This is a genomic window from Micromonospora sp. DT178 (assembly GCF_049841695.1).
Taxonomy (GTDB): domain Bacteria; phylum Actinomycetota; class Actinomycetes; order Mycobacteriales; family Micromonosporaceae; genus Micromonospora.
In genome coordinates, this window is the sequence record NZ_JBNCKV010000001.1 from 624,375 (window position 1) to 645,915 (window position 21,541).

At 73.4% G+C, this 21,541-nt stretch carries 17 protein-coding genes; 14 read left to right on the forward strand and 3 right to left on the reverse strand.

Annotated elements, in window-relative coordinates; translation table 11 throughout:
• Positions 1-34: 34 nt before the first annotated feature.
• The 6 genes from ACLQ22_RS02905 (at position 35) to ACLQ22_RS02930 (ending at position 6,378) form a co-directional block, all read left to right on the forward strand.
• Positions 35-592, forward strand: a complete 558-nt coding sequence (locus ACLQ22_RS02905) for a class IV adenylate cyclase (protein ID WP_425690923.1) — start codon at positions 35-37, stop codon at positions 590-592.
• 66 nt (positions 593-658) lie between these two features.
• Positions 659-2,392 (forward strand): HNH endonuclease, encoded by a 1,734-nt coding sequence (locus ACLQ22_RS02910; protein WP_425690924.1) that lies wholly within the window; start codon positions 659-661, stop codon positions 2,390-2,392.
• Positions 2,393-2,469: 77 nt separating this feature from the next.
• Complete coding sequence (locus ACLQ22_RS02915; protein WP_425690925.1) at positions 2,470-3,132, forward strand: hypothetical protein; 663 nt, start codon at positions 2,470-2,472, stop codon at positions 3,130-3,132.
• 506 nt (positions 3,133-3,638) lie between these two features.
• Positions 3,639-4,109 carry a hypothetical protein gene (locus tag ACLQ22_RS02920; protein ID WP_425690926.1) on the forward strand — a complete coding sequence of 157 codons (471 nt, stop codon included), beginning with the start codon at positions 3,639-3,641 and terminating at the stop codon, positions 4,107-4,109.
• Positions 4,110-4,240: 131 nt separating this feature from the next.
• On the forward strand, positions 4,241-5,548 hold the full coding sequence (locus ACLQ22_RS02925; protein WP_425691069.1) for a VWA domain-containing protein: 1,308 nt from the start codon (positions 4,241-4,243) through the stop codon (positions 5,546-5,548).
• On the forward strand, positions 5,545-6,378 hold the full coding sequence (locus tag ACLQ22_RS02930; RefSeq protein WP_425690927.1) for a peptidase: 834 nt from the start codon (positions 5,545-5,547) through the stop codon (positions 6,376-6,378). The genes ACLQ22_RS02925 and ACLQ22_RS02930 overlap by 4 nt, the downstream gene beginning before the upstream one ends.
• Before the next feature lie 196 nt (positions 6,379-6,574).
• Here the strand turns inward: ACLQ22_RS02930 and ACLQ22_RS02935 are convergent, their stop codons facing one another.
• Positions 6,575-6,895 carry a GYD domain-containing protein gene (locus ACLQ22_RS02935; RefSeq protein WP_425690928.1) on the reverse strand — a complete coding sequence of 107 codons (321 nt, stop codon included), beginning with the start codon at positions 6,893-6,895 and terminating at the stop codon, positions 6,575-6,577.
• Positions 6,896-7,033: 138 nt separating this feature from the next.
• A complete protein-coding gene (locus tag ACLQ22_RS02940) occupies positions 7,034-10,315 on the reverse strand; it encodes an NACHT domain-containing protein (RefSeq protein ID WP_425690929.1) in 3,282 nt (1,093 codons plus the stop codon).
• A gap of 199 nt (positions 10,316-10,514) precedes the next feature.
• Between ACLQ22_RS02940 and ACLQ22_RS02945 the strand changes: the two genes are divergently transcribed.
• From ACLQ22_RS02945 to ACLQ22_RS02960, 4 genes are all read left to right on the forward strand, one after another.
• Positions 10,515-11,354 carry a sugar phosphate isomerase/epimerase family protein gene (locus tag ACLQ22_RS02945; RefSeq protein WP_425690930.1) on the forward strand — a complete coding sequence of 280 codons (840 nt, stop codon included), beginning with the start codon at positions 10,515-10,517 and terminating at the stop codon, positions 11,352-11,354.
• Positions 11,355-11,386: 32 nt separating this feature from the next.
• Positions 11,387-12,712, forward strand: a complete 1,326-nt coding sequence (locus ACLQ22_RS02950; protein ID WP_425690931.1) for an AAA family ATPase — start codon at positions 11,387-11,389, stop codon at positions 12,710-12,712.
• A 122-nt stretch (positions 12,713-12,834) separates the two neighbouring features.
• On the forward strand, positions 12,835-14,211 hold the full coding sequence (locus ACLQ22_RS02955) for a M23 family metallopeptidase (protein ID WP_425690932.1): 1,377 nt from the start codon (positions 12,835-12,837) through the stop codon (positions 14,209-14,211).
• Positions 14,212-14,474: 263 nt separating this feature from the next.
• Entirely contained in the window at positions 14,475-15,380 is a 906-nt protein-coding gene (locus tag ACLQ22_RS02960) for a hypothetical protein (protein ID WP_425690933.1), read from the forward strand.
• A 65-nt stretch (positions 15,381-15,445) separates the two neighbouring features.
• On the opposite strand, the gene ACLQ22_RS02965 is transcribed toward ACLQ22_RS02960, so the two are convergent.
• Positions 15,446-16,339, reverse strand: a complete 894-nt coding sequence (locus ACLQ22_RS02965) for a cellulose binding domain-containing protein (RefSeq protein ID WP_425690934.1) — start codon at positions 16,337-16,339, stop codon at positions 15,446-15,448.
• Between the two features lie 216 nt (positions 16,340-16,555).
• Here ACLQ22_RS02965 and ACLQ22_RS02970 point away from each other — a divergent pair, with 216 nt between their 5' ends.
• The 4 genes from ACLQ22_RS02970 to ACLQ22_RS02985 all read left to right on the forward strand — a co-directional run bounded on the left by ACLQ22_RS02970 (position 16,556) and on the right by ACLQ22_RS02985 (position 21,498).
• On the forward strand, positions 16,556-17,254 hold the full coding sequence (locus ACLQ22_RS02970) for a hypothetical protein (RefSeq protein WP_425690935.1): 699 nt from the start codon (positions 16,556-16,558) through the stop codon (positions 17,252-17,254).
• A 16-nt stretch (positions 17,255-17,270) separates the two neighbouring features.
• Entirely contained in the window at positions 17,271-17,531 is a 261-nt protein-coding gene (locus ACLQ22_RS02975; protein WP_121396397.1) for a hypothetical protein, read from the forward strand.
• Positions 17,528-17,929: a hypothetical protein gene (locus ACLQ22_RS02980; protein WP_425690936.1), complete on the forward strand. Its 402-nt coding sequence runs from the start codon at positions 17,528-17,530 to the stop codon at positions 17,927-17,929. Before ACLQ22_RS02975 ends, ACLQ22_RS02980 begins: the two co-directional genes overlap by 4 nt.
• A 98-nt stretch (positions 17,930-18,027) precedes the next feature.
• Entirely contained in the window at positions 18,028-21,498 is a 3,471-nt protein-coding gene (locus ACLQ22_RS02985) for an AAA family ATPase (protein WP_425690937.1), read from the forward strand.
• Positions 21,499-21,541 lie beyond the last annotated feature (43 nt).

Here is a 21,541-nt window from a genome sequence, read left to right on the forward strand (position 1 = left end):
ACGCGATCGACGACCACCGCAGCATGGAGAAGTGATGACCGACGGGCTCCGGGAGATCGAGGTCAAGTATCGGGTCAAGGATCCCGAGGTGCTGACCGAGGCGCTCAGGGCCCGAGGAGCGACGTTCTCGAAGCCGGTTCACCAGGACGACCAGGCGTACGCGGCGGTCGGCTGGAGCTACGGCCAGAGCAAGGCGGGCGCGGTGTTCGCCCGCCTGCGGACGGAGAACGGGCGGCACGTCTTCTGCGTGAAGAAGCCGCTGGACAACGAGCTGGCCTGTCAGGAGCACGAGACAGAGGTGCTCGGCCGGGACCAGATGCACGAGGCGATCCTGGCAATGGGCTTCTATCCCACGGTGCGCATCGTGAAGACTCGGCGCACCGCTCGACTCGGGCACATGTCGCTCTGCCTCGACGAGGTGCGTGGTCTGGGTGCCTTCTTCGAGATCGAGGCGATGGTCGGCGGGCAGCGCCCGGCCGCAGAGGTGCAGCGTGACCTCGACCGGTTCGCCCGCTCGCTCGACGTGGAGTTGGAGCGGAGCACCGAGACCTACGATTCCCTGATCCGGGCGGCACTGCCGGTCGGGGTCTGACCGTCACTTTTCGGGCTCAGCAGCGCCCGGACCGAGCGGAGGCGTCGGCGTCGGTAGCCTCCCCGGATGCCTGACTCCACTCTCGACGGTCTCCTCGCCGCGTTCACCGACCCGCAGCCCTTCACGCGGGACACGGTCGCCCGGGCGCCACTCGCGCCGGGGGCACACGTCGTCCTCCTCGATGGCGACATCGTCTACGTGGGCGAGACGGGACGCACCCTCAGGGAGCGACTTGGGACCCACCTGCGAGGCAACCGGGGCTCGTCGGTGCTGCACAAGCAGGTCGGCGAGCTGCTCGACCGGGAACTCGGCCGCCAGGCCACCGCCGCCGAGATCGCCGCCTGGCTCGGCCGGTGTGAGATCAGGTGGCGGGAGACGGGTGACCCGAAGGCGCTCAAGGAGGCCCTGCTCACCCGGACCACTCCACGGTTCAACCGGCTGCTGCCCGGGCAGCGGGTCACGTCCACAGATGCCAGGGGCCGCTTCGAGCGGCTGGCGGACGGCCCGTACCTCGACTCCGTGGTGATGGCCAACCGGACCTATCTCGACGCGGTCGTGCCGGACGCGGCAACCATCGAGCGGGAGCACTGGGCGCTCTCCTGCCTGCCCGGCACCAGGACGAACCCGCGCCGACTGTCGGCGGTCTCCATGAAGACCATGGAGACGTTCGTGCTGCACGAGCCGACCGAGCCGGGTGCCGATGCCAGGGCCGAGGGTTTCCTTGTCGTCCGTAAGTCGGTGCTCGACCGGCACTGGACGCCGGCGGCCTTCCGGGCGGCCCATCCCGGCATCACCAGGTGGCCGTCGGACTACGTCGATGCCGGGGCCGACCAGGAGTGCCTCGCCGGTGACGTCGAGGACCTAATCGCGGCGCTCGGGGACGAGTGCGTCGTCCTGGCCGCCCGCGCCCTGACCGAACCGCTGCTCCGGTCGCGGACCCTGCACGCTCGCGGACACGATCAGCAACTCGCCGATGCGGTGCTCGGCCGGCACGAACACACCGACTGGATCTTCCCGGTGAACGTGGGCGGCGGCTATTCGGGCGAGGACAACGACGTCTGGGAGTACTCCCACAGCGACGCGGTGGTCGACTGGCGGCTCTCCGCCGGCTATCACCAGATCGCCGCCGGGGACCGGATCTGGGCGTACGCCAGCGAGCCTCCCGCCCGCCTAGTCGCGGCGGGCGTCGCCTGGGACGACCCGTACCGGCGGGCTACCGAGAGCGGGCTGGAGTGGCGGGTGGCGGTCCGGTGGGACGCCGAACTGACCCGGCATCTCCTCGACAGCGAGGGGGACGTGCCCGTACTGCCAGCGGGTTCGGCTCGTGGCGTGCGGGGGATGAGCGCGGCCGAGCGTGACCGACTCGTCGACGCGCTGGAGGCGAGCAGGGCGCCGGAGCCCGACGCCCTGCCGGAGGGGCGCCGCCGGCGGCTCACGCAGGTCACCGCCCGCCAGGGGCAGGGCGACTTCCGGCGCAGGCTCGTCGAGGCGTACGGGGGGCGCTGCGCGATCACCGGCTGCGACACCGAGGCAGCCCTCCAGGCCGCCCACATCTCGCCGTACGACGGGCCCGCCACGAACAGGGTGACCAACGGTCTGCTGCTCCGGGCCGACGTGCACAACCTCTTCGACCGGGGCCTGATCTGGGTCGACGAGCAGCTCCGCGTACGGGTCAAGGCGGAGGCCGCGCACTACGCCAGCTGGCACGGCGAGGAGCTGCGCCTGCCGATCCGTGCGGCGGACCGTCCGGATGCCGCCGCGCTGCGCGCCCATCGCGAGCAGGTGGCCGGGATGGCGTGAGACCCCTGGTTCGACATAGACCCCCGTGAGACCGTCTATGTCGGAGCGTGTGCGGCAGGACACGAGGGGTGATCGATGTGAGTGTTGCGGACGGGCCGTCGCGGTGGTCGATCGAGAAGTTCGGGTTCACCCAGGCGGTGACGCTACGCAAGCGCGTTCCGGCGGCCCTCAAGCGGGCGATCGAGCGCGCCATGGACGCCCGGGAGGCGTCCGAGATGACCAGTGATCATGCCTTCGGATCCGTACGCTGGCTGGTGCAGTACGAGGAACTGCACCAGCACCTACGGGAACTGCCCGACGTGACGGACCTGCGACCACCCGGTGCCCAGTTCAGGATCACCGTCTGCGCGGGGCACTTCCTGCTGCCCTGGCACTACTCCACCAGGACCGACCTCGAGATCGCACGGGTCCGACCGGGGCGCACCTTCAGTCGCTTCGCCCGCGACCTGCTCGCCCTGTACGGCCCGAAGCCGCGCTACCAGCAGGACACCCTGCCGCTCATGCCGCTCAGCGACCAGGAATCCCGCGACCGGTCGGAGTTGCGGGAAGCAGCCGAGCGGCTTTCCGTCGAGCCGAAGGTGCTGCTGGTCGGCTATGCCTGCAACTCGGACGCCGGGCTGCTCCGCGTCTCCTGGGGCGAGGCGGCGCTGCGGCAGAACGACGAACTGGAGTGGCAGCACGTCGAGGACCTCCCGCTACCGGGTGAGGCGTCCCAGGGCTGGCGCGGCTTCGCCGCCTGACCGCGACGGGAGCGGTTGTCGGAAGGACGTGTCCGGCGCCGCCCCGCGGGAGGCGGTCGAGATGGTGGGCAGAGAAGCGCCGAAGCCGTGGCGGTCAGGCTCAGTCGATGTCGTCGGCCCGCCCCCGTCGCCCCCACACGACCAGGCGGGACGTGGCAGGCGACGGTCGCCGATCGGCGGCCAGGTAGGGTCCGGCCGACACACCGGGAGGACCAGCGGTGCGTACCGTACGGTGGACGAGATCCGCCGCCGGGCATCGCCGCTTCCCACTCTCGCGATGTCCTACCGGCAGGAGGTAGTGGGTGCGACGCCATCGCGTGCGGGGACATCAGGTCGCGGGTCATTTCCGCAACGGCCGCTGGGTGCAGAGGCACTACCGCAGGGATCACCTGCGGACGTCGAGGGGGCGGGCGCCACGGCCGGCTGGCCGATCGCCGGGAGGCTGGGTGCCGGTAGGCCGATCTCCGGAGGGCCGATCCGCTTCCGGCTCGCCCTCGAAGCTGGGGGTGGGCATGTTCTGCCTGGCGCTGTTGTGTCTCGTCGGCAAGTTCATGGATTCTGTCGACGGGAGCGACGGCAGCCCCGGTATCGCCTCGAACACCGGCAGCACCGTGCAGTCTTCCGTCAAGGGCGCGGGCACCACCGGGACGACCCGGTCCGAGGACTGGTGTCTTTCCGAGCGGCGCGCGTACTACAAATGGCAGGACCACTACCGGTCCGTGATGGCTGCCGAGCTGATGCCGACAGGTCCTGAGCTTGAGAACCTGAGAAGAGAGGTTGACTCCTACGTGGCGGCTGTCCCCTCCGGGCACGGGCAGGAGGCGGCGGTGTTGACCGCAGGCGTCCTGCACTACCGGGAGGTCGTCGTGCTGGCCGTGTCGGGAAACCGGAACGCCGGGGCCCTCGACAGGATCGTGACGGCTGCCGCCGACGTGGACCGCCGACACCTGACCTTCGCCGCCAGTTGCGAGGACTGACGCCTGCCGCAAGCGCTCCCTCGTCGCCGGTAGTGGCCGAGACGCTTAAAGGGGGTGGGCGATCCCTTGTGGACGATGGTGCTGCCGCCCGGTCGGCCACGAACGCGGTGATCACTAGGATCGGCGCCGTGATGATCAAACGACGGCTCCCAGCGGTCCTCTTAGGACTGTTGGTGGCCTTCCCGACACTGGGCGTGCCTCCCGCCTATGCCGACGAGCACGAGACCACGCCCGTCGAGCCGCCCAAAGTGGAGCTGGTGCTCGACGTCAGTGGTTCGATGCGCGCCAAGGACGTCGGCGGGCGTTCCCGCATCGCGGTCGCACAGGAGGCGTTCAACGACGTCGTGGATGCGCTGCCCGAGAGGACGGATCTCGGCATCCGCGTCCTCGGCGCCACCTACGGCGGCGACGACAAGAAGGTCGGCTGCCAGGACACGCAGCAGCTCGTGCCGGTCGGCCCGGTCGACCGGGTGAAGGCCAAGAACGCCATCGCCACGCTGCGCCCGACCGGCTTCACCCCCGTCGGGTTGGCCCTGCGCGAGGCGGCCAAGGACCTCGGCACCGGCGAGACCACCCGACGTATCGTGCTTATCACCGACGGCGAGGACACCTGCGCGCCGCCGGACCCCTGCGAGGTGGCCCGGGAACTGGCCGCCCAGGGCACCCACCTGGTGGTCGACACGCTCGGCCTCATCCCGGACGAGAAGGTACGCAAGCAGCTCGTCTGCATCGCCTCGGCGACCGGCGGGACGTACACCTCCGCGCAGAGCAAGGACGACCTGACCCGGCGGATCAAGCAGATCGTGGAACGGGCCAAGGACACCCACACCAGGACGCCGGCGAAGGTGGCGGGCACCGACGTCTGCGCCAAGGCGCCCGTGCTCACCCCCGGTGTCTACACCGACCGGGAGCGCTTCGAGGAGCACCGGTGGTACCGGATCCCGGTCCAGCCGGGGCAGGAGCTGCGGGCCTCGGTGAGCATCGGCCTGGACCGGCCGTTGAACCGGGACTATGGCGTGCTGCTGCGGGCCACCGCCACCGACGGGCGGGAACTGGTCCGGGGCAACGACGCTGGCAGCGGTCGTACCGACGTGCTGTCGACCGGCGTGCGCTGGTCGGCGGTGGCGGACGACGAGGATGAGGCGGAGGACGACGACAAGGACGGCGTCTTCGCGGACTCGACGGAGAAGGCTCCCGAGCCCACCGTCGTGTGCCTGGTGGTCAGCAACTCCTTCTCCGCCAAGGCGGGTGCCGGTCAGGCTCCGGGCATGCCGCTCGAACTGACCGTCGACCTGGTCGAGGCGTCGCCCGCCCCGAACAGTCCGGGCCTCGGCCGGGGCTGGGTGCTGTTGGGCGTACTGATCCTCGCGGGTCTGCTCAGTGGGTTGATCGTCGGTTGGCTGACCCGTTGGTGGGTAGCGGTCTGGAGGACCCGATGACGATGCGGAAGGCTCCGGCCCTTATCTCGGCCCGGCGGGCGGCGGTGCTGCTTGCCGCCACCGGCATCGCCGTCGCGCTGCCGGCCGCCGCCGGCGCGGACACGCCCACCCCGTCGCCGGGAGCCGCCACCATCAACAAGGCCGGCACCTCGTTCCTCACCGCCGCCGGGATCAGCCCCGGCCAGCCGGTCCGGGTCGGCGCCTCCGTTGGCGACTACCTGTACTGGTCGTTCACGGCTGCGGCGGGGGACACCCACCACGTGGCGGCCACCGTGTCGCTGCCCGCCGCGGCGAGCCGGAAGGGCGACTCCACCTGGACCGTCGAGGTCTTCGACGGGCTGCGCCGCCGGCAGGCGTGTGTGGCGGGGGCGCAGACTCCGGTGGCGTCGAAGAGCGCCGCCACCGTCGAACTCGACTGCGAGCTGCGCCAGGTGCGCTCGTGGGCCGAGCCGTGGTCGGGTGACCCGTTGCCGGGCACCTACTACGTCCGGCTGTCCGGCACCGAGTTGCCGGAGCAGGAGCTGGGCCTGCCGATCGAGGTGAGCCTGCTGGTCGGCGTGGAGTCCGACGGCGACACCAAGCCGGAGGGCGGGGACCTGAAGAAGCCCCTAGTCCCGGCGGTGAACCCGGGCAAGGTGCTCGCCGAGGATCCGACCGCCGGCACTCCGGACCCGGCGGCCGTCGGTGACGAGGAGGACGGCTGGTTCGACCGGGTCCGGTGGCCGAGCCTGTCGTCCCGCTGGTACTGGACCATCGCGGGTGGCGTCCTGGCCGCCGTCGCGGGCGTGGTCGGCTTCGCCCTGACCCGCCCCCGCCAGCGCGTCGGCTGACTAATGCGCGGTTTCCGGCACGGTTGACGGCCGGCGCACCGGCCCCGATCGGGATCGACGATGACGGCGGGGCGGGCATGACCGAACGGGGGTCATGCCCGCCCCGTCATCAGGAGACTGTGATGACTCGGCACACCGGCCGGCCCCGTGACACCCTCGGCGATACGTCGACCCCGGCGGCGAGCGGGTCGACGGGTCAGGCTCCCGGCGGCTGGTACGCCACCTGCATCCCGAGCGCCTCGTCCACTTCCTCGGGGGCCAGCAGCGGGCTGATCCGGGTGTCCAGGCCGCCGGACGCCCGGATGGTGACGGCCAGGGCGGCGGCGGTCCGAAGGTCCGGAAGGTCGCACACCACGTACGTGTCGTACTGGCCGAACCCGAAGTACAGCGCCTCCATCCGGCCGCCGGCATTCTCGATCAACGCTCCGACCACCTCGGCGCGTCTCGTCCCGCCGTCCTGCCTCAGCCCGTGGAGCCCCTCGACCGTGTAGGTCGACGTGAGCAGGAACTTCGCCATCCAGGCACCACCTCCACATCCGGCGCGCGGGTACCCGGTGTGACGGTGACTAGTCCTGCCGCTCCTCGGCGAGGTCAGCCGGCCGGCGTTCCCGATGCCGAGCCGGCCGGATGATCGGAACGTCGGGTGCTCGTAGGCTCACTTGCGCCAGGCGGGGGCCATCCGCTCGGACATCTCGCGCCAGAAGGTGCGCAGGTCCCTGCGGTTGACCGCCTGCCAGTCCGCCCGCACGCCGGGACGGAACCAGTGTCCGACGAGGTCGATCTGGTGGGCGCAGAAGACCTCCTCCATCTGGTACGGCAGCTCGTCGCCCTTCGGCGGCAGCGGGCACAGCCGGAACGGGCAGTCGTCGATGCAGGTGGAGCCGGGCTGGACGTCGTGGGCCTGGCGGCGGCCGAGGGTGACCCGCATGGCGGTGCGGTCGATGGTGAGGCACGGCGGCAGCTCGGGCCGGCTGGCCCGGGTGAGCCGGCGGGCCCGCTCGGTGCTGTCCCGGCCCCGGTCGGCGAGGTTGAGCAGCAGCATCACGTCGGCCAGCAGCCGTTGTGCCCGTGGTTCCAGGACGGCCCAGCCGTGCGAGGCGGGCAGCCAGGAGTCCTGGAGCCGGCGGATGCCGGGCTGTGGGCTGACCGTCCCCACCCGTCCGACGATCTCCCGCTCGTCGATCCAGCAGCGTCGCTCGGGGTGCCGGTCGACGAGCGACTCGACGCACAGGTCCGCGACCCTGCGGACTAGCGGGTGGTCGGTGCCGCTGTGGCGGTGCGGGGCGCGGTCGCCGCCACCGGCGATCGAGGTCCAGAAGTCGACCAGCCCGCGCGGGTCCGATCCGTGGCCCCGCTCGCGCAGCGTCTCGCCGGGATCGCGGGGCAGGGCCAGCAGGGTCAGCGCCTGGATGAGCACCAGGTGGGAGTACCAGAACCGGGAGTGCCGCAGTGCCTTCTCGGCCTCCTCGACCAGCAGGCTGCGGTGCGCCGGGTAGACCCGGCAGTTCGCCGCGAGGCGGAACCCCTGGGCGAGCGTGAGCTCGTAGACGCGGGCCCCGTCGGTGGCGTCGGAGGCCAGCCGGTGCACCCAGCGCTGCAGGGCCCGGTGGGCCTCGTACCGCCAGTTGGGTTCGCCGGGTTCGTGCTCGTCGTCGGCGTAGAGGAACAGCGACGGCGTCATCCAGGTCCGCACCTCGTCGAGGCGCTCCTGGCCCGGTGACTCGTCCGCCCGCGGCGGCTCGAAGAGCAGGTCGCGCAGCGTGCGGACCGCCGCGGTGCCGCCAGCGGCGATCTCGCGGGCCGCGGCCAGCCGGGGAAGGTAGGACCCCTCGTCGCCCATCATCAGGAACAGCTGCCTGTACTGCGGGGTGGTCCGCTCCCTCCGGAGCCCGGTGGGATCGGGGGGCCGCTCCGCGAGCTGCCGGGCGGCGTCACCGTACCGGTGCACGAGGGCGATCTTGGCGTCTTCGAGGGGGCGGTCGGTGACCGAGCCGTCGCCCTGGTAGCGGCACCAGGCGCGGCGGATGGCGTCGGCCAGCAGCCGGTGCGAGGTGTGCCCGGTGGCGGCGTCCATCTCCAGCGCGGCCGCGAACATCTCCAGCGCCCGGGTGCGGTTGCGGGTGCGGGTCGCCTCGTCGCAGAGCCGCCGCAGGAGTTCGATCGACCTCTTCCGGGTGGCCTTCGCGTCCCGGCTTCCCGCGGGCAGTCCCATCTTCTGCCGGACGGCGTCGCCGAGGCGGGGCAGGTTCCCGGGCCGGCCGGTCGGCTGCCGTCGCCCGTCCAGTTGCTCGAACGCGCCCGCGCTGCGGGTGTGCAGGGTGAGGGCGGTCAGCAGCTCCCGGCCAGGGCCATGGTGGTGGGCGAAGGCACGATCGAGGAAGCCGGGGTCGCGCATGGCGGCGGTGAGGAAGCGCGAGCCGAGGTACGCCTGGATCACCCCGTGCTGGAAACGCACCCCGTCCTGCCGCTTCACCACGATGTTCAGCGCGTCCCCGGTCGTCTCGGCCAGCCCGACGTCCTGCGCGTTGCCGGCGTCAAGCTTCCGCAGGCGGCTCCGCAGCTCGGTCAGAATCCACTGCCGGCCGGCGTCGGTGGTGTCGTCGCCGCCGGTGAGTTCCGTCGTCCGCACCGACAGTCGGTTGTTCCGCAGCCCGATGCAGGCGAGGGCGGAGAGCACCTCGATCGCGTCGGACCGTTCGACCTGCGGCAGGCCGTAATCCTCGTACAGGTCACCGGCGACGGTGGCGTCGTACCACTCCTCCAGCAGGCACCACCGCAGCGCGGCCCTGCCCGGGCCCACCGGCCCGACGCGGTCCAGCCGGTCGACCTCGTAGAGCTGCCCGATGATCCGCAGGTAGAACGGCGAGTCCGCGATGTCGGCGGCCTTGACCAGTTCGCTGATGCGGTCCCACCGGTGGCCCGCTTCCGAGCGGCGGCTGCGGGCCCGCACGTATTCGAGGGCGGGGCCCTGGGCGAGCGGTTCCAGTCGCAGCAGCAGCGCGTCCAGCCCACGCAGCGGATCGTCGGGCCGCGACGTGATCACCAGGGGTAGGCGCTCACGGACCGCGGCCCGGACGGCGTCGCGCAGCACGCTGTCCCGGTCGGCGGGCTGGGCGGCGTCGGCGAGGCTCTCCTCCAGACCGTCGGCGAGCACCACGATGCGGTTCTCCAGCCAGAGCCTCCGCCAGATCCGGTCGGCCTCGCCCGCGGCGCGCAGCCGGGTGTCGACGGTGCGTTCGAACTGTTCGAGGGCGAGCTGGCGGAAGTTCAGCTTCTCCGGATCGGTGACCGTCCTCAGGTCGACCCCGACCGGTACGACGTCGGCGGTCATCAGCATCTCCGCGAGCCGGGCCAGGGTGGCGGTCTTGCCGGTGCCGATGCCGCCCACCAGCAGCAGCGGACGCCGGGTCTCCCGGTCCCGCAGCCGCTGGATCAGCAGCTCACACAGCTCGTCGCGGCCGACGATGTCACGCGGGTCGAGGCCCCGTTCTGCGCTGGGCAGCACCATCCGGCTGTTGCGCATCACGTTGCGCCGGTACCAGCGGCGGACCGGGACGTACCGCCAGTAGTAGAAGAACGCGAGGCCGAGCGCCGCGACCAGCAGGGGCTTGACGAAGCCCTCCACCTGCCCGCAGTAGTACGCCCTGGGCTGGCCTCCTGCGCACCACCTCGCCATCGGCAGGAACCGGGGCTCGGTGCCGAGGACCGTCAGGACCAGGGAGAGGAGGGTCCAGGCGAGGAACGCCCAGGCCATGGCGACGATCGTCCACCGCAGCCAGCGGCGGTACCGCCACCTCACCCGGTTGCTGGCCCGCTCGTCGGTCCGCCGGCGGCGGTCCCGCTCCGTCCGGCGTTCCCGTCGGGTGCGCCACCGGCGCCGGCGCTGGCGTAGCCACAGTTGGGCCGCCCAGACCGGACCACGTTTCGGCCCGCGCACGGACACCCCCATGATCGGCATGGCCGGTTACCGGACGGAGGCCTCCCGCCTCCCTCTCACGTTCACGTTAGTGCCCGTTCCCGCGGGTGGGAGCCCGGTTCCGGCATTCCCGCGCGACCTCTTCGCGCCCGGGCCGCGCCCGCGACGAGCGGCCCTCTACAGTCGACGGTCTCATCGAGGCGACGGCGAGAGGGCACAAGTGCGGATCGGCATCAACACGTGGGCGTGGGCGGCACCGCTGACCGACGAGGCGCTCGCCGAACTGGCCCCACGGATCAAAGCGTGGGGCTTCGACGCCATCGAGCTGACCGTCCAGGCGCCGGGGGACTGGGACCCGGCGCGGGCCGCCGATCTGCTCGCCGGGCTGGGGCTGGCCCCCGCCGTCTGCGCCGGCCTGCTGCCCGAGCACGACCTGCTCGCCGACGACGAGGAGGTCGTGCGGCGTACGGAGGAGTTCGTGCGGCACTGCGTGCGGGCCGCGAGCCGGGTGGGGGCCGACGTGGTGGCGGGCCCGCTCTACGCCCCGGCCGGCCGTCGCTGGCTGCTCGACGCGGACGCCCGGCGGGCCGCCACCGCCCGCCTCGTGCAGCGGCTGCGGCCGCTCGCCGACGAGGCCGCCGGGCAGGGCGTGACGATCGCCCTCGAACCGCTCAACCGGTTCGAGACGAGCCTGCTCAACACCGTCGACCAGGCGCTGGAGGTGGTGGCCGGCGTCCCGGGCCTTGGCCTGGCGCTGGACACCTTCCATCTCAACATCGAGGAGCGCGACCTGCCGGGCGCCATCCGGCTGGCCGGCGACCAGCTTGCCCACGTGCAGGTGTGCGGCAACGACCGCGGGGTGCCCGGCGGCGACCACCTCGACTGGCCGGGGATGTTCGACGCCCTGGCCGGCATCGGCTACGCCGGCCAGGTGAACATCGAGTCGTTCACCGCCGAGGCCCTGGCCGTGCCGATGTCCGTGTGGCGGCCCCTCGCCGCCGGCCCCGACACCCTCGCCACGGAGGGGCTGGCCTTCCTGCGCGGCCTGACCAGGGCGTAGTGTCCCGTAGACCTCGCGGGGAGGGGGAATCGATGCGCTCCGGGCTGGAGGTGCCGCCGGCGGTCGAGGCGGAGCGGGTCATCGCCGCCGTACTGGCCGACCTGCGCTCCGGCGACCATCGTGGCGTGGTGGTCGACTCGCCGCCAGGAGCCGGCAAGTCGACGCTGGTGGTGCGCGCCGCCGTCGAGCTGGCCGCCGCCGGCGAGCCGTTGATCATCATCGCGCAGACCAACGAGCAGGTCGACGACCTCATCGACCGCCTGGCGCGCAAGGCGCCCGAGCTGCGCATCGGGCGGCTCTCCGCCGCCGACTACCGGCCGTCCGAGCGGGTCAGCGGCCACGAGACGGTCCGGGTCGCCGCGAAGGTCGCCGACCTCGGCGGTCCGGCCGTCATCATCGGTACGGCCGCCAAGTGGGCCACGGTCGCCGAGGGCTCCTGGCCGTGGGCGATCATCGACGAGGCGTACCAGATGCGCTCGGACGCCCTGCTGCGCGTGGCCGGGCGGTTCGAGCGGGCGCTGTTCGTCGGCGACCCCGGTCAGCTCGACCCGTTCTCGACGGTGGAGACGGGGCGCTGGACGGGCCTGACCTGGGATCCGATGCAGTCGGCGGTGGCCGTGCTGCTGCGGCACAACCCGGAGCTGCCGGTGCACCGGCTGCCGGTGTCGTGGCGGCTGCCGGCCTCGGCGGCGCCGGTGGTGGCGGCGGCGTTCTACCCGTTCACCGGGTTCCGGGCCGGCACCGGCCCCGCCGACCGGGCGTTGCGCCTCGGCGGGCCCGGGGCGGGGGACGCCCTGGACCGGGCGGTGGACCTGGCGGCGACCACCGGCTGGGCGCTGTACGAGCTGCCGGCGCGGCAGACCCTGCGTACCGATGCCGAGGCCGCCTCAGCCTGCGCGGCGCTGGCGCTGCGGGTGCTCGAACGCGGCGCGGTCGCGGTCTCCGAGCACGCGCCGGCGGGCGCGCCGGTCACCGCCGACCGGATCGCCGTCGGCGCCGCCCACCGCGACCAGGCCGCGGCCATCCGCGCGCGCCTGGGGCCGGCGGGGGCCGGCATCACCGTCGACACCGCCAACCGGCTCCAGGGTCGGGAGTACGACGTGACGATCGTGCTGCACCCGCTGTCGGGGCGGCGCGACGCGACCGCGTTCCACCTGGAGTCGGGGCGGCTCTGCGTGCTGGCGTCGCGGCACCGCCAGGCGTGCGTCGTCGTGGCGCGCGCCGGGATCGGCGAGCTGCTGGACGCCCACCCGTCGACGGAGACCGTGCACCTCGACGTGCCGGTCAAGTTCCCGGACGGCTGGGAGGCGAACCAGACGATCCTCGCCCTGCTCGCCGGCGCGACGGTGGCCGCCTGACCCGGTCGCCCGCCGCCGGCCGGTCCGCCCGCCGAGCGGATCGTCCGCCCCCTCTCGCCGGATGGTGATGGCTGCCCTAGCATCCATCAACATCAAATTCCGGCTCCGGAGGGAACTTCCCCATGACGGGTCTACTCGCCCGCGTCCTCACCTCGGCCCGCCTGGCACTCGCCGGCGTCGGCGCCGCGCTGCTCGCCGTGGTGGGCACCATCGCTGTCGTGGCCGCGCCGGCCCAGGCCGCGGGCCCACGGCCGAACTTCCAGATGCCGTTCCCCTGCGGCGAGACCTGGCGGATGGCCACCTACTACGGGCATGACGACTACGACATCGACATGACCTTCACCGGCGGGGCCAGCAGCGGCCGGCCGATCCTCGCCTCGTACGCCGGCACCGTCACGTTCGCCGGCTGGACCAGCGGCGGCGGCTGGTACGTGGTGGTCGACCACGGCGGCGGCTGGCGGACCAGCTACGCGCACATGATCGAGTCGCCGGCGGTGCGCGCCGGGCAGTGGGTGTCGACCGGCCAGCAGATCGGTCGGGTCGGCAGCACCGGCAACTCGACGGGCCCGCACCTGCACTACGAGCTGACGCGCGACGGAGTCAAGACCGAGGCGTACTTCAACGGCGTGCCCTCCGGCATCACCTCCGACGGCAGCCCGAACACCGGCCCGCTCTACGTCTCCGGCCCCACCTCGCCGGCCCGGAACATGACCAGCCAGAACTGCGGGCAGGTCAGCAGCAACCGCCAGGTGTACGAGTCGGGCAGCCACAGCGGCTGGCAGATGCTGCCCGTCAACAGCATCACCGGCTCGACCACCGCGTCGATGGTCATGGGCAGCAACAAGCTGCTCTACACCGTCAACGACGGCCGGGTGTACGAGGCGTCCAGCGACATGGGGTGGCGCAACCTGTGGACCGGCATCTCGGGCGTCAGCAACAACGCGCTCGCCGTGATCCACGTCGACGGCGTCAAGTACATCTACACCGTGATCGGGGGCATGGTCCACGAGGCGGCGAGCAACAACGGCTGGCGCAACCTGAACACCGGCATCTCCGGGGTCAGTTCGAACGCGTTGGCCGCGATCAGTCACCACGGCGTGAAGATCGTCTACACGGTGGCCGGGGGCATGGTCCACGAGGCGTCCAGCGACATGGGGTGGCGCAACCTCAACTCCGGCATCTCCGGGGTCAGCCCGAACGCGTTGGCCGCGATCAGTCACCACGGCGTGAAGATCGTCTACACCGTGGCCGGCGGTTCGGTCCACGAGGCGGCGAGCAACAGCGGGTGGCGCAACCTGAACTCCGGCATCTCCGGGGTCAGCCCCGACGCGCTGGCGGCGATGGACGTCAATGGCGTCAAGCACGTCTACACCGTGGCCGGGGGCATGGTGCACGAGGCGGCGAGCAACACCGGCTGGCGCAACCTCAACTCCGGCGTCCGCGGCACGACCGTCTCGGCGACGAGCCTCAACGGGGTGAAGATCCTCTACACCGCCTGACGGTGCGACCGGCCACTGTCCGGGGGCACCGGTCAACCGGACCGGAGCCGGACCGCCTGCCGCCCGCCCGTCGGCGATCGAAGAAGCCGGCGGGCGTGGCGGCCCGGGCGAGGGCGATCAGTCGATTACCCGACGTAGTCGGCTTGGGGATAATGCCTGGTCGCGTGACTACATAGCGTGAGCGCGTCAATCGCAGCGCCTCGTCACGGTCGCATCCGACACCTGCGGGATTCACCGCCGAGGCGACAGACAGGAGAGTTTCCATGTCAGCTCAGGCAGCAGCCCGCCGACTCCGACCCCACGCGTTCACCCTCGTCCTCGGCGTCGCCGTGGCGGCCGGGGTGGTCGTCCCCGCCACTCCCGCCTCGGCCGCCGTCCCCGGCCTCGTGCGCATCGCCGTGACGAGCGCCAGCGACTCGACCGACTTCCGCAGCGTCACGGCCGCCTGCCCGGTGGGCAAGGTGCTGACCGGGACGGGCTACGAACTCAACGGGGCGACCGGCGAGGCGGTGGTCGACGACCTGCGCCCCAACGGCGGCCCGGCCGCCGCGCCGACCGCCGTCACCGTCGGGGCGTACGAGGCGGAGGCGTTCGCGGGCAACTGGTCCCTCACCGCGTACGCCATCTGCGCCAACCCGCTCGCGGGCCTGGTGCGGGTCCTGGCGACCACCGCCAGCGACTCGAACGACTTCCGCGGCGTGACGGCCGCCTGCCCGGTGGGCAAGGTGCTGACCGGGACGGGCTACGAGCTCAACGGCGTCATGGGCGAGGGCGTGGTCGACGACTTCCGGCCCAACGGCGGCCCGGCCGCCGCGCCGACCTCGGTCTTCGTGGGCGCGTACGAGGCCGACGCCTTCGCCGGCAACTGGTCCGCGACGGCGTACGCGATCTGCGCCAACCCCCTCGCCGGCCTGGCCCGCACCTCGGCGGTGAGCCCCAGTGACTCGAACGACTTCCACAGCGTCGCCGCGGCCTGCCCGATCGGGAAGGTGCTGACCGGAGCCGGCTACGAGCTCAACGGCATCATGGGCGAGGGCGTCGTCGACGACTTCCGGCCCAACGGCGGCCCGGCCGCCGCGCCGGCCACCGTCACCTCCGGCGCGTACGAGGAGGACACCTTCACCGGCAACTGGACCAACACCGCGTACGCCATCTGCGCGACGACGTAGTCAGCACGCACCGGCCGGTGGTGCCGCCCCGACCCGGAGCGGTGCCACCGGCCGGCCCTTGCGCGTCAGGCGAACGTGTCGCCGAACTCGCGTACGCCGTCCACGTCGAGGGTGATCCGGCTGTTGTCGGTCCACCGGCCGGTGGCGGCGCGCCAGCTCGGGTCGTCGCGTTCGTCGATGTCGGTCCAGCCGGGCCGGTGGTGGCGCAGCTGGATCGGCCCGGACGACGCGCCCGGGGCCAGGACGCCCTCGGTGAAGGTCAGCTCCACCCAGCCGGGGATCGGCGTGCCCGGCAGCGGGTACCGGGTCGGCGTGGGCGTCGGCGTCGGCGGGCCGCCGGGCGGCAGGGGCGGCGGGAAGTACGTCATGCTGCGGCGGATCCGGTCGCAGCCCAGCGCCGCCCAGTCGCAGTTCAGCACGAGGGAGGTGTTGCCGCCCTCGAACACCAGGTGGTAGCGCACCCGCACGGTGGCCAGGTCGAGCGGCGCGGTGCCGGTGTTGGTGACCTGGAGGACGTGCTGGATCTGGTTGTCCGTCGGTGACCAGTCGAGGTTGAGGTAGCTGACCTTGGCCCGCCCGTACGCCGTGCGGACCGGGGTGACCGGCGAGGGGTCGGAGTAGCCGCCGAGGGTGTGGGCGTTGACGACGAGCCGGTACTCGCTGCCCGGCGCCAGGTTGGTCAGCGTCAGGGTGGTGGCGGTCGTGCTGCCGAGGCTCCGGTAGACGTACGGGCCCAGCTGCGCCCGCACCTCGTACGTGATCGGTTCCTCGCCGGCCGGCTCGCCCACCCAGGTCGAGGGCGTCCAGGAGAGGGTGAGGAGGTGGGGCTCGTCGACCACGACGACGGGGCTGCCGGGCGTGGTGAGTGCCGGGGCGTCGTCCGCCCGCGCGGCGCCGACGGCGAAGGAGCTCAGCAGCGCGGCGAGGACGGCGGCGATGGTGACGCGACGGGCACGCATGACGGGGATGCTACGAGCATCGATGGACGCTTATCAATCGTTAGGCGCGCATCCGACCCCTGGCGGGGGCGCGGCGGCGGCCGACAGCACATCGGCCGGGATTCCGCCGCCGTCGATCACCGGCGCCGGTGTCGGTTCACCGATAGCGGAGCGCCCCTCCTGATCTACCTCTGTCGATAGCGTGTCGTGGTACAGGCCGTCCATGAAAGGCGGACCATGAACGATTCCCACACCTCACTGTCCCGGCGCCGGATCCTGCTCGGCGCCGCCGCGGCCTCGGCGGTCACCGTCGCCGGGGCGACCACCGCCCACGCCGCGCCAGCCACCGCAGCACCCGCCGAGGAGGCGACCCCGGCGCGGGGAGCCCGGCATCTCGTCGTCCGGGACCGGATCGCGGGCGCCCGGCTCGCCGGCGGCCCGGCCCGCTTCCAGGCGGACCTCTGCGAACGCCTCGACGCCTGGCTGGCCTTCTGGTCGGCCAACTCGCCCCGGGTCTGGAGCACACCCGTGCAGGTCGAGGGCCGGGTCGGCGCGGGCGGCGACACGTTCACCCTGCACGCCATCCGGGTCACCCGCGACGACGAGACGCGGGACGCCTTCGCCGCCGGGCGGTCCGACGCCGCCCACCTGGCCACCCTCGCCAGCCTGCACCACCACTTCCCGGCGGTGCGCGTCGAGGCCGACGGCGCACTGCGGGTGGCCGACGGCCCCGCCGGCTGGAGCGGCTCGGGCGAGCAGGTGGCGTTCGCGGTCACCGCCTGCCGCGAGCTGTGGGGGCTGCGCACGGCCGACCCGACGAACTGGCGGGAGCACGTCAGCCGGGTCGGGCACGCGATCGACCCCGCCTCCCGCTCCGGCTGGGCGGCGTTCACCAGAGCGAGTCTGCGGCGCGGGCTGCGGACCGAATCGTACTGACCACCGGAGGTAGGACATGGCACGCAGCGAATTCCGTTTCGTCGTCGACGGCGTCGACCTGACCACCGAACAGCAGAGCCTCATCGCGAGCGAGATCCAGAAGGCGGGCCTCAACGCCCTCTCCGTCTCCGGCAGCAGACTGACCACCCCGCTCGCCGTCGGGCACGCCAACCTCAAGCTCCGCCCCGAGTGGTACGGCATGTGGGTCATCGACGGCCCGTTCGCCCAGGAACTCGGCCAGAAGATCAACGACATCGGCTTCTGGATGCAGCGGTGACGGACGCCGCCCACCGGCCGGACCCGCCGGAGCGGATGTGCCCGAGCACCCCCGCGGCCAACGCCACGGTGTTCCTCGGCATGATCACTCCGGCGGGGCGGGTCGCCTACGTGACGCCCCCGCTCCCGGCCGAGGTCGCCCTCGCCCAGGCCGGCACGGACACGCCGGTCGAGTCGCGCTACCGGCTGGCCGGCCCGTGCGTGACCGCGAAGTGCGGCTTCTGGACCGGCGAGCACTGCGGCCTCGGCGAGCGGGTGGCGGCGTCCTTCCAGGAAGCCGTCGGTCCGGCGGAGGACGACCTGCCGCGCTGCGCGATCCGCCGGACCTGCCGGTGGTACGCCGAGCAGGGCCGTGCCGCCTGCGCCGCCTGTTCCCACGTGGTCACCGACGCCCGCTGAGCCCTCGCCCCACGGCGTCGTTTCCGCGCCGGAGGATCGCGCCGCCCGCCGGGTAAAGGGCTCGCGATGTCCCACCGTTCCGCTACGGTCTGTGCGTCATGGATCCGCGGTACGACGAGGACGTCATCGGGCGGGAGCATCCCGCGGGTCTGCTGCGCGCCGAGATCGACCGGGTGACCACCAGCCACGGCGGTCTGGCCCTCGTCGCCGGGGAACCCGGCATCGGCAAGACGACGCTGGTCACGGCGGCGGCCGGCGAGGCCCGACGGCGGGGCGCGCTGGTGCTCGGCGCCGCCTGCTGGCACTCCGACAGCGCGCCCGGCTACTGGCCCTGGGTGCAGGTGCTGCGCGGCCTGCGCCGCTCGGCCGACGACTGGGCGCTGGCCCGGGAGTCGGCGGAGCCGGCCCTGGCGGCGCTGCTCGGCGAGGCGACGGGTGGCACCGCCGGGCAGCCGCCGGACGGCGATGCCGGGGCGGTCGACGGCGATGCCGGGGCGGTCGACGGCGTCAGCGGCGAGTCGGCCGGCCGGCCGAGCGGTGACGACGGCGTCGACCAGGAGGAGTTCGCGCTGCACGATGCGGTGACCACCGCGCTGGTCGCGGTGTCCCAGCGCCGGCCGGTCGTGGTCGTGCTCGACGACCTGCACTGGGCCGACCCCGCCTCGATGCGGCTGCTGCGCTTCGCCGCCCAGCACACCTGGTTCGAGCGGCTGCTGCTGATCGGCACCTACCGCGACGCCGAGGTCGAGTCCCCCGACCACCCGCTGCGCGGGCTGCTGATGCCGCTGGTGGCGAAGGCGACCACGCTCACCCTCACCGGCCTGTCCCGCGACGAGGTGGCCGCGCTGATGACCCGCGCGGCCGGCCGGGCGCCGGACGCCGGTCTCCTCGACGAGGTGCACCGGCGCACCGGCGGCAACCCGTTCTTCGTGGAGCAGACCGCCCGGATCTGGCGCGCCGACGGCCGGATCGGCACGATCCCCCCGGGCGTACGGGAGGCGGTGCGGGGCCGTCTCGCCCAGTTGCCGGCGGCGGTCGTCGAGGCGCTCACCGCCGCCGCCGTGCTGGGCCGGGAGTTCCACCGTCCCGTCCTCGCCGCCTGCGCGGGCACGCCGGCGGCGCAGGTCGACCGGCTGCTCGACCGGGCGGTCACCGCCCGGCTCGTGGTGTCCCGTGGCGGCGGCCGGTTCGCCTTCGTCCACGACCTCGTGCGGGAGACCCTCTACGACGCGCTGCCCGACGACGACCGGCGCTCCCGGCACGCGGCGGTCGTCCGGGCCGTCGACGGCGCACCGGCGCTCGCCGAGCGGCTGATCCCCGCCGACCTGGCCCGGCACGCCCACCTCGCCGGCGCCCACCTCGACCCGTCCCGCGCCGCCGAGCTGCTGGTCGCCGCGGCCCGCGCCGCGGCCGGCCGGCTGGCCGTGGACGAGTCGGTGGTCCACTTCCGCCGGGCGCTCGAGGTCGCCGACGACCCGACCCGACGCGTGAAGATCATGATCGAGCTGGGTGAACTGCTGCACCACACGGGCGCGGGCGACGAGGCCCGGCGGCTGCTCGCCGAGGCCGCCACGCTGGCCGTGGCGGCCGACGACCCGGTGGTGCTGGCCCGGGTCGCCCTCGTCGTGCACCGCCGCCACGCCGACGGCCCCGGGCGGCTCGCCGACCCGGAGGGCGTGCTGCGGGAGGCGCACCAGCGGTTGATCGGCGAGTCCGCGGGCGCCGTCCCGGTCAGCACGATCGTCACCGACCTGATCGCCGCCACGGAATCCCTGGCCCGGCGCGGGCACGACGACGAGGCGCTCACCTTCAGCCTGTGGGCCCGCCACGACACCACCTGGGGGCTGGGCTCGGCCCGCGACCGGGCCGCGATCACCGCCGAGATCCGCGACGTGGCGCGCCGCGGTGGCGACCGGGAGACCGTGCTCTGGGCGACCGCGCTGCGCTGGGTCGCCCTGCTGGAGCTGGGCGACCCCCGCTACCACGACGAGTTCACCACCTTCGCCACCGGGGCCCGCCAGTGCGACGCCCGGCACCGGGCGGCCGCCACGATGGACGACGCCATCATCGCGGCCTTCCGTGGCGACTTCGCCCGGGCCGACGAGCTGGTCGACGAGCTGACCGGCCTCAGCGAGTGGGACCACTCCGACTTCGCCTTCATGGGCCACCACCTGCGCTGGTCCCGGCTGCACCTGCAGGGGCGGCCCGACGAGGTCGACGCCCTCCTCGACGAGCTGTCCTCGACCGGCTACCCCCACCCGGAACTCCTCCGGGGCGTCACCGCGGCCGAGCGCGGCGACGTCGAGGCGGCCCTCCGGGTGGCCACCGGCATCGAGGCCGCCGGCACGACGTACCCGGGATCGGTGTCGCCGCTGTGGCTGCGACTGCGCGCGGGGGTCGCCGCCGCGAGCCGCGACCCCCGGCGCTGCGCCGAGGCCCGGGACGCGCTGCGACCGCACCGCGGGCAGTGGATGTCGGCGATGTTCGGCTGCGACCTCAGTGGCCCCGTCGACCACTGGCTGGCCCTCGTCGACGCCGCGCAGGAACGCTGGGACGACGCGGTGGCCGGATTCTCGGCCGCCCGCGACGCCGCCGACCGGCTGGGCGCCCGCCCGTGGTCGGTCCTGGCCCGCGCCGAGCTGGCCGACGCCCTGACCGGGCGGGACCGCCCGGGCGACGCGGCGGCCGCCGCCGCGCTGCGCGTCACCACCGCCCGCGACGCCACCGACCTCGGCATGGACCGGACGGCCCGTCGCCTGGCCGGCGGGCCGCCGACGGGGGCCGAGGCGTCGCCCGCCGGCGGGCCGGGGGCCGTCGCCGCGCCCGCCGGTCCGCAGCCGGCGTGGGCCGGCGCTCCGGTCGCCGGCCCGGACCCGGCACGGGCCGTCGCCGCCGGGCCACCCGGTCCACAGCCGGTGGTGACCGGGTCGCCCGGTCCGCAGGCGGTGGTGACCGGGTCGCATGCCGCGCGGGCCGTCGCCGCCGGGCCGCACCCGTCCGCCGTGGAGGAGCAGCCGGACCAGGCGTACGGGTTCCGCCGCGACGGGCCGGTCTGGCAGCTCACCTACGCCGGCGTGGTGGTGCACCTGCCCGACGCGAAGGGGCTGCGCGACCTGCACGTGCTGCTGAGCCGGCCGGGCGTCGACGTCCCGGCGGTCGAGTTGCTCGACCCGGCCGCCGGGCCGGAACTCGTCGCGGCCCGCCGGATGGGCGGCGACCCGGTCCTCGACGACGAGGCCAAGGCCCGCTACCGGCGGCACCTCGAACGGCTCGACGACGAGATCGACCGGGCGGCCGAGCGCGGCGACGAGCGGAGGTTGGCCGACCTCGACGCCGAGCGCGGCGCCCTGCTCGCCGAGCTGCGCGCCGCCGCCGGGCTGGCCGGCCGCAGCCGACGCCTCGGCGACGAGGCCGAGCGGGCCCGCAAGACGGTCACCGCCCGCATCCGGGACGCGCTGCGCAAGCTCGACCAGCGGCACCCGGTCCTCGCCGCCCACCTGCGCGACACCGTCTCCACGGGCAGCACCTGCCGCTACCTCCCGCCCGAGCCACTGCCCTGGCGCTTCTAGCCCTCGGGCACCGGTCGATCGCCGGCATCGGGAGTCGGTAAAC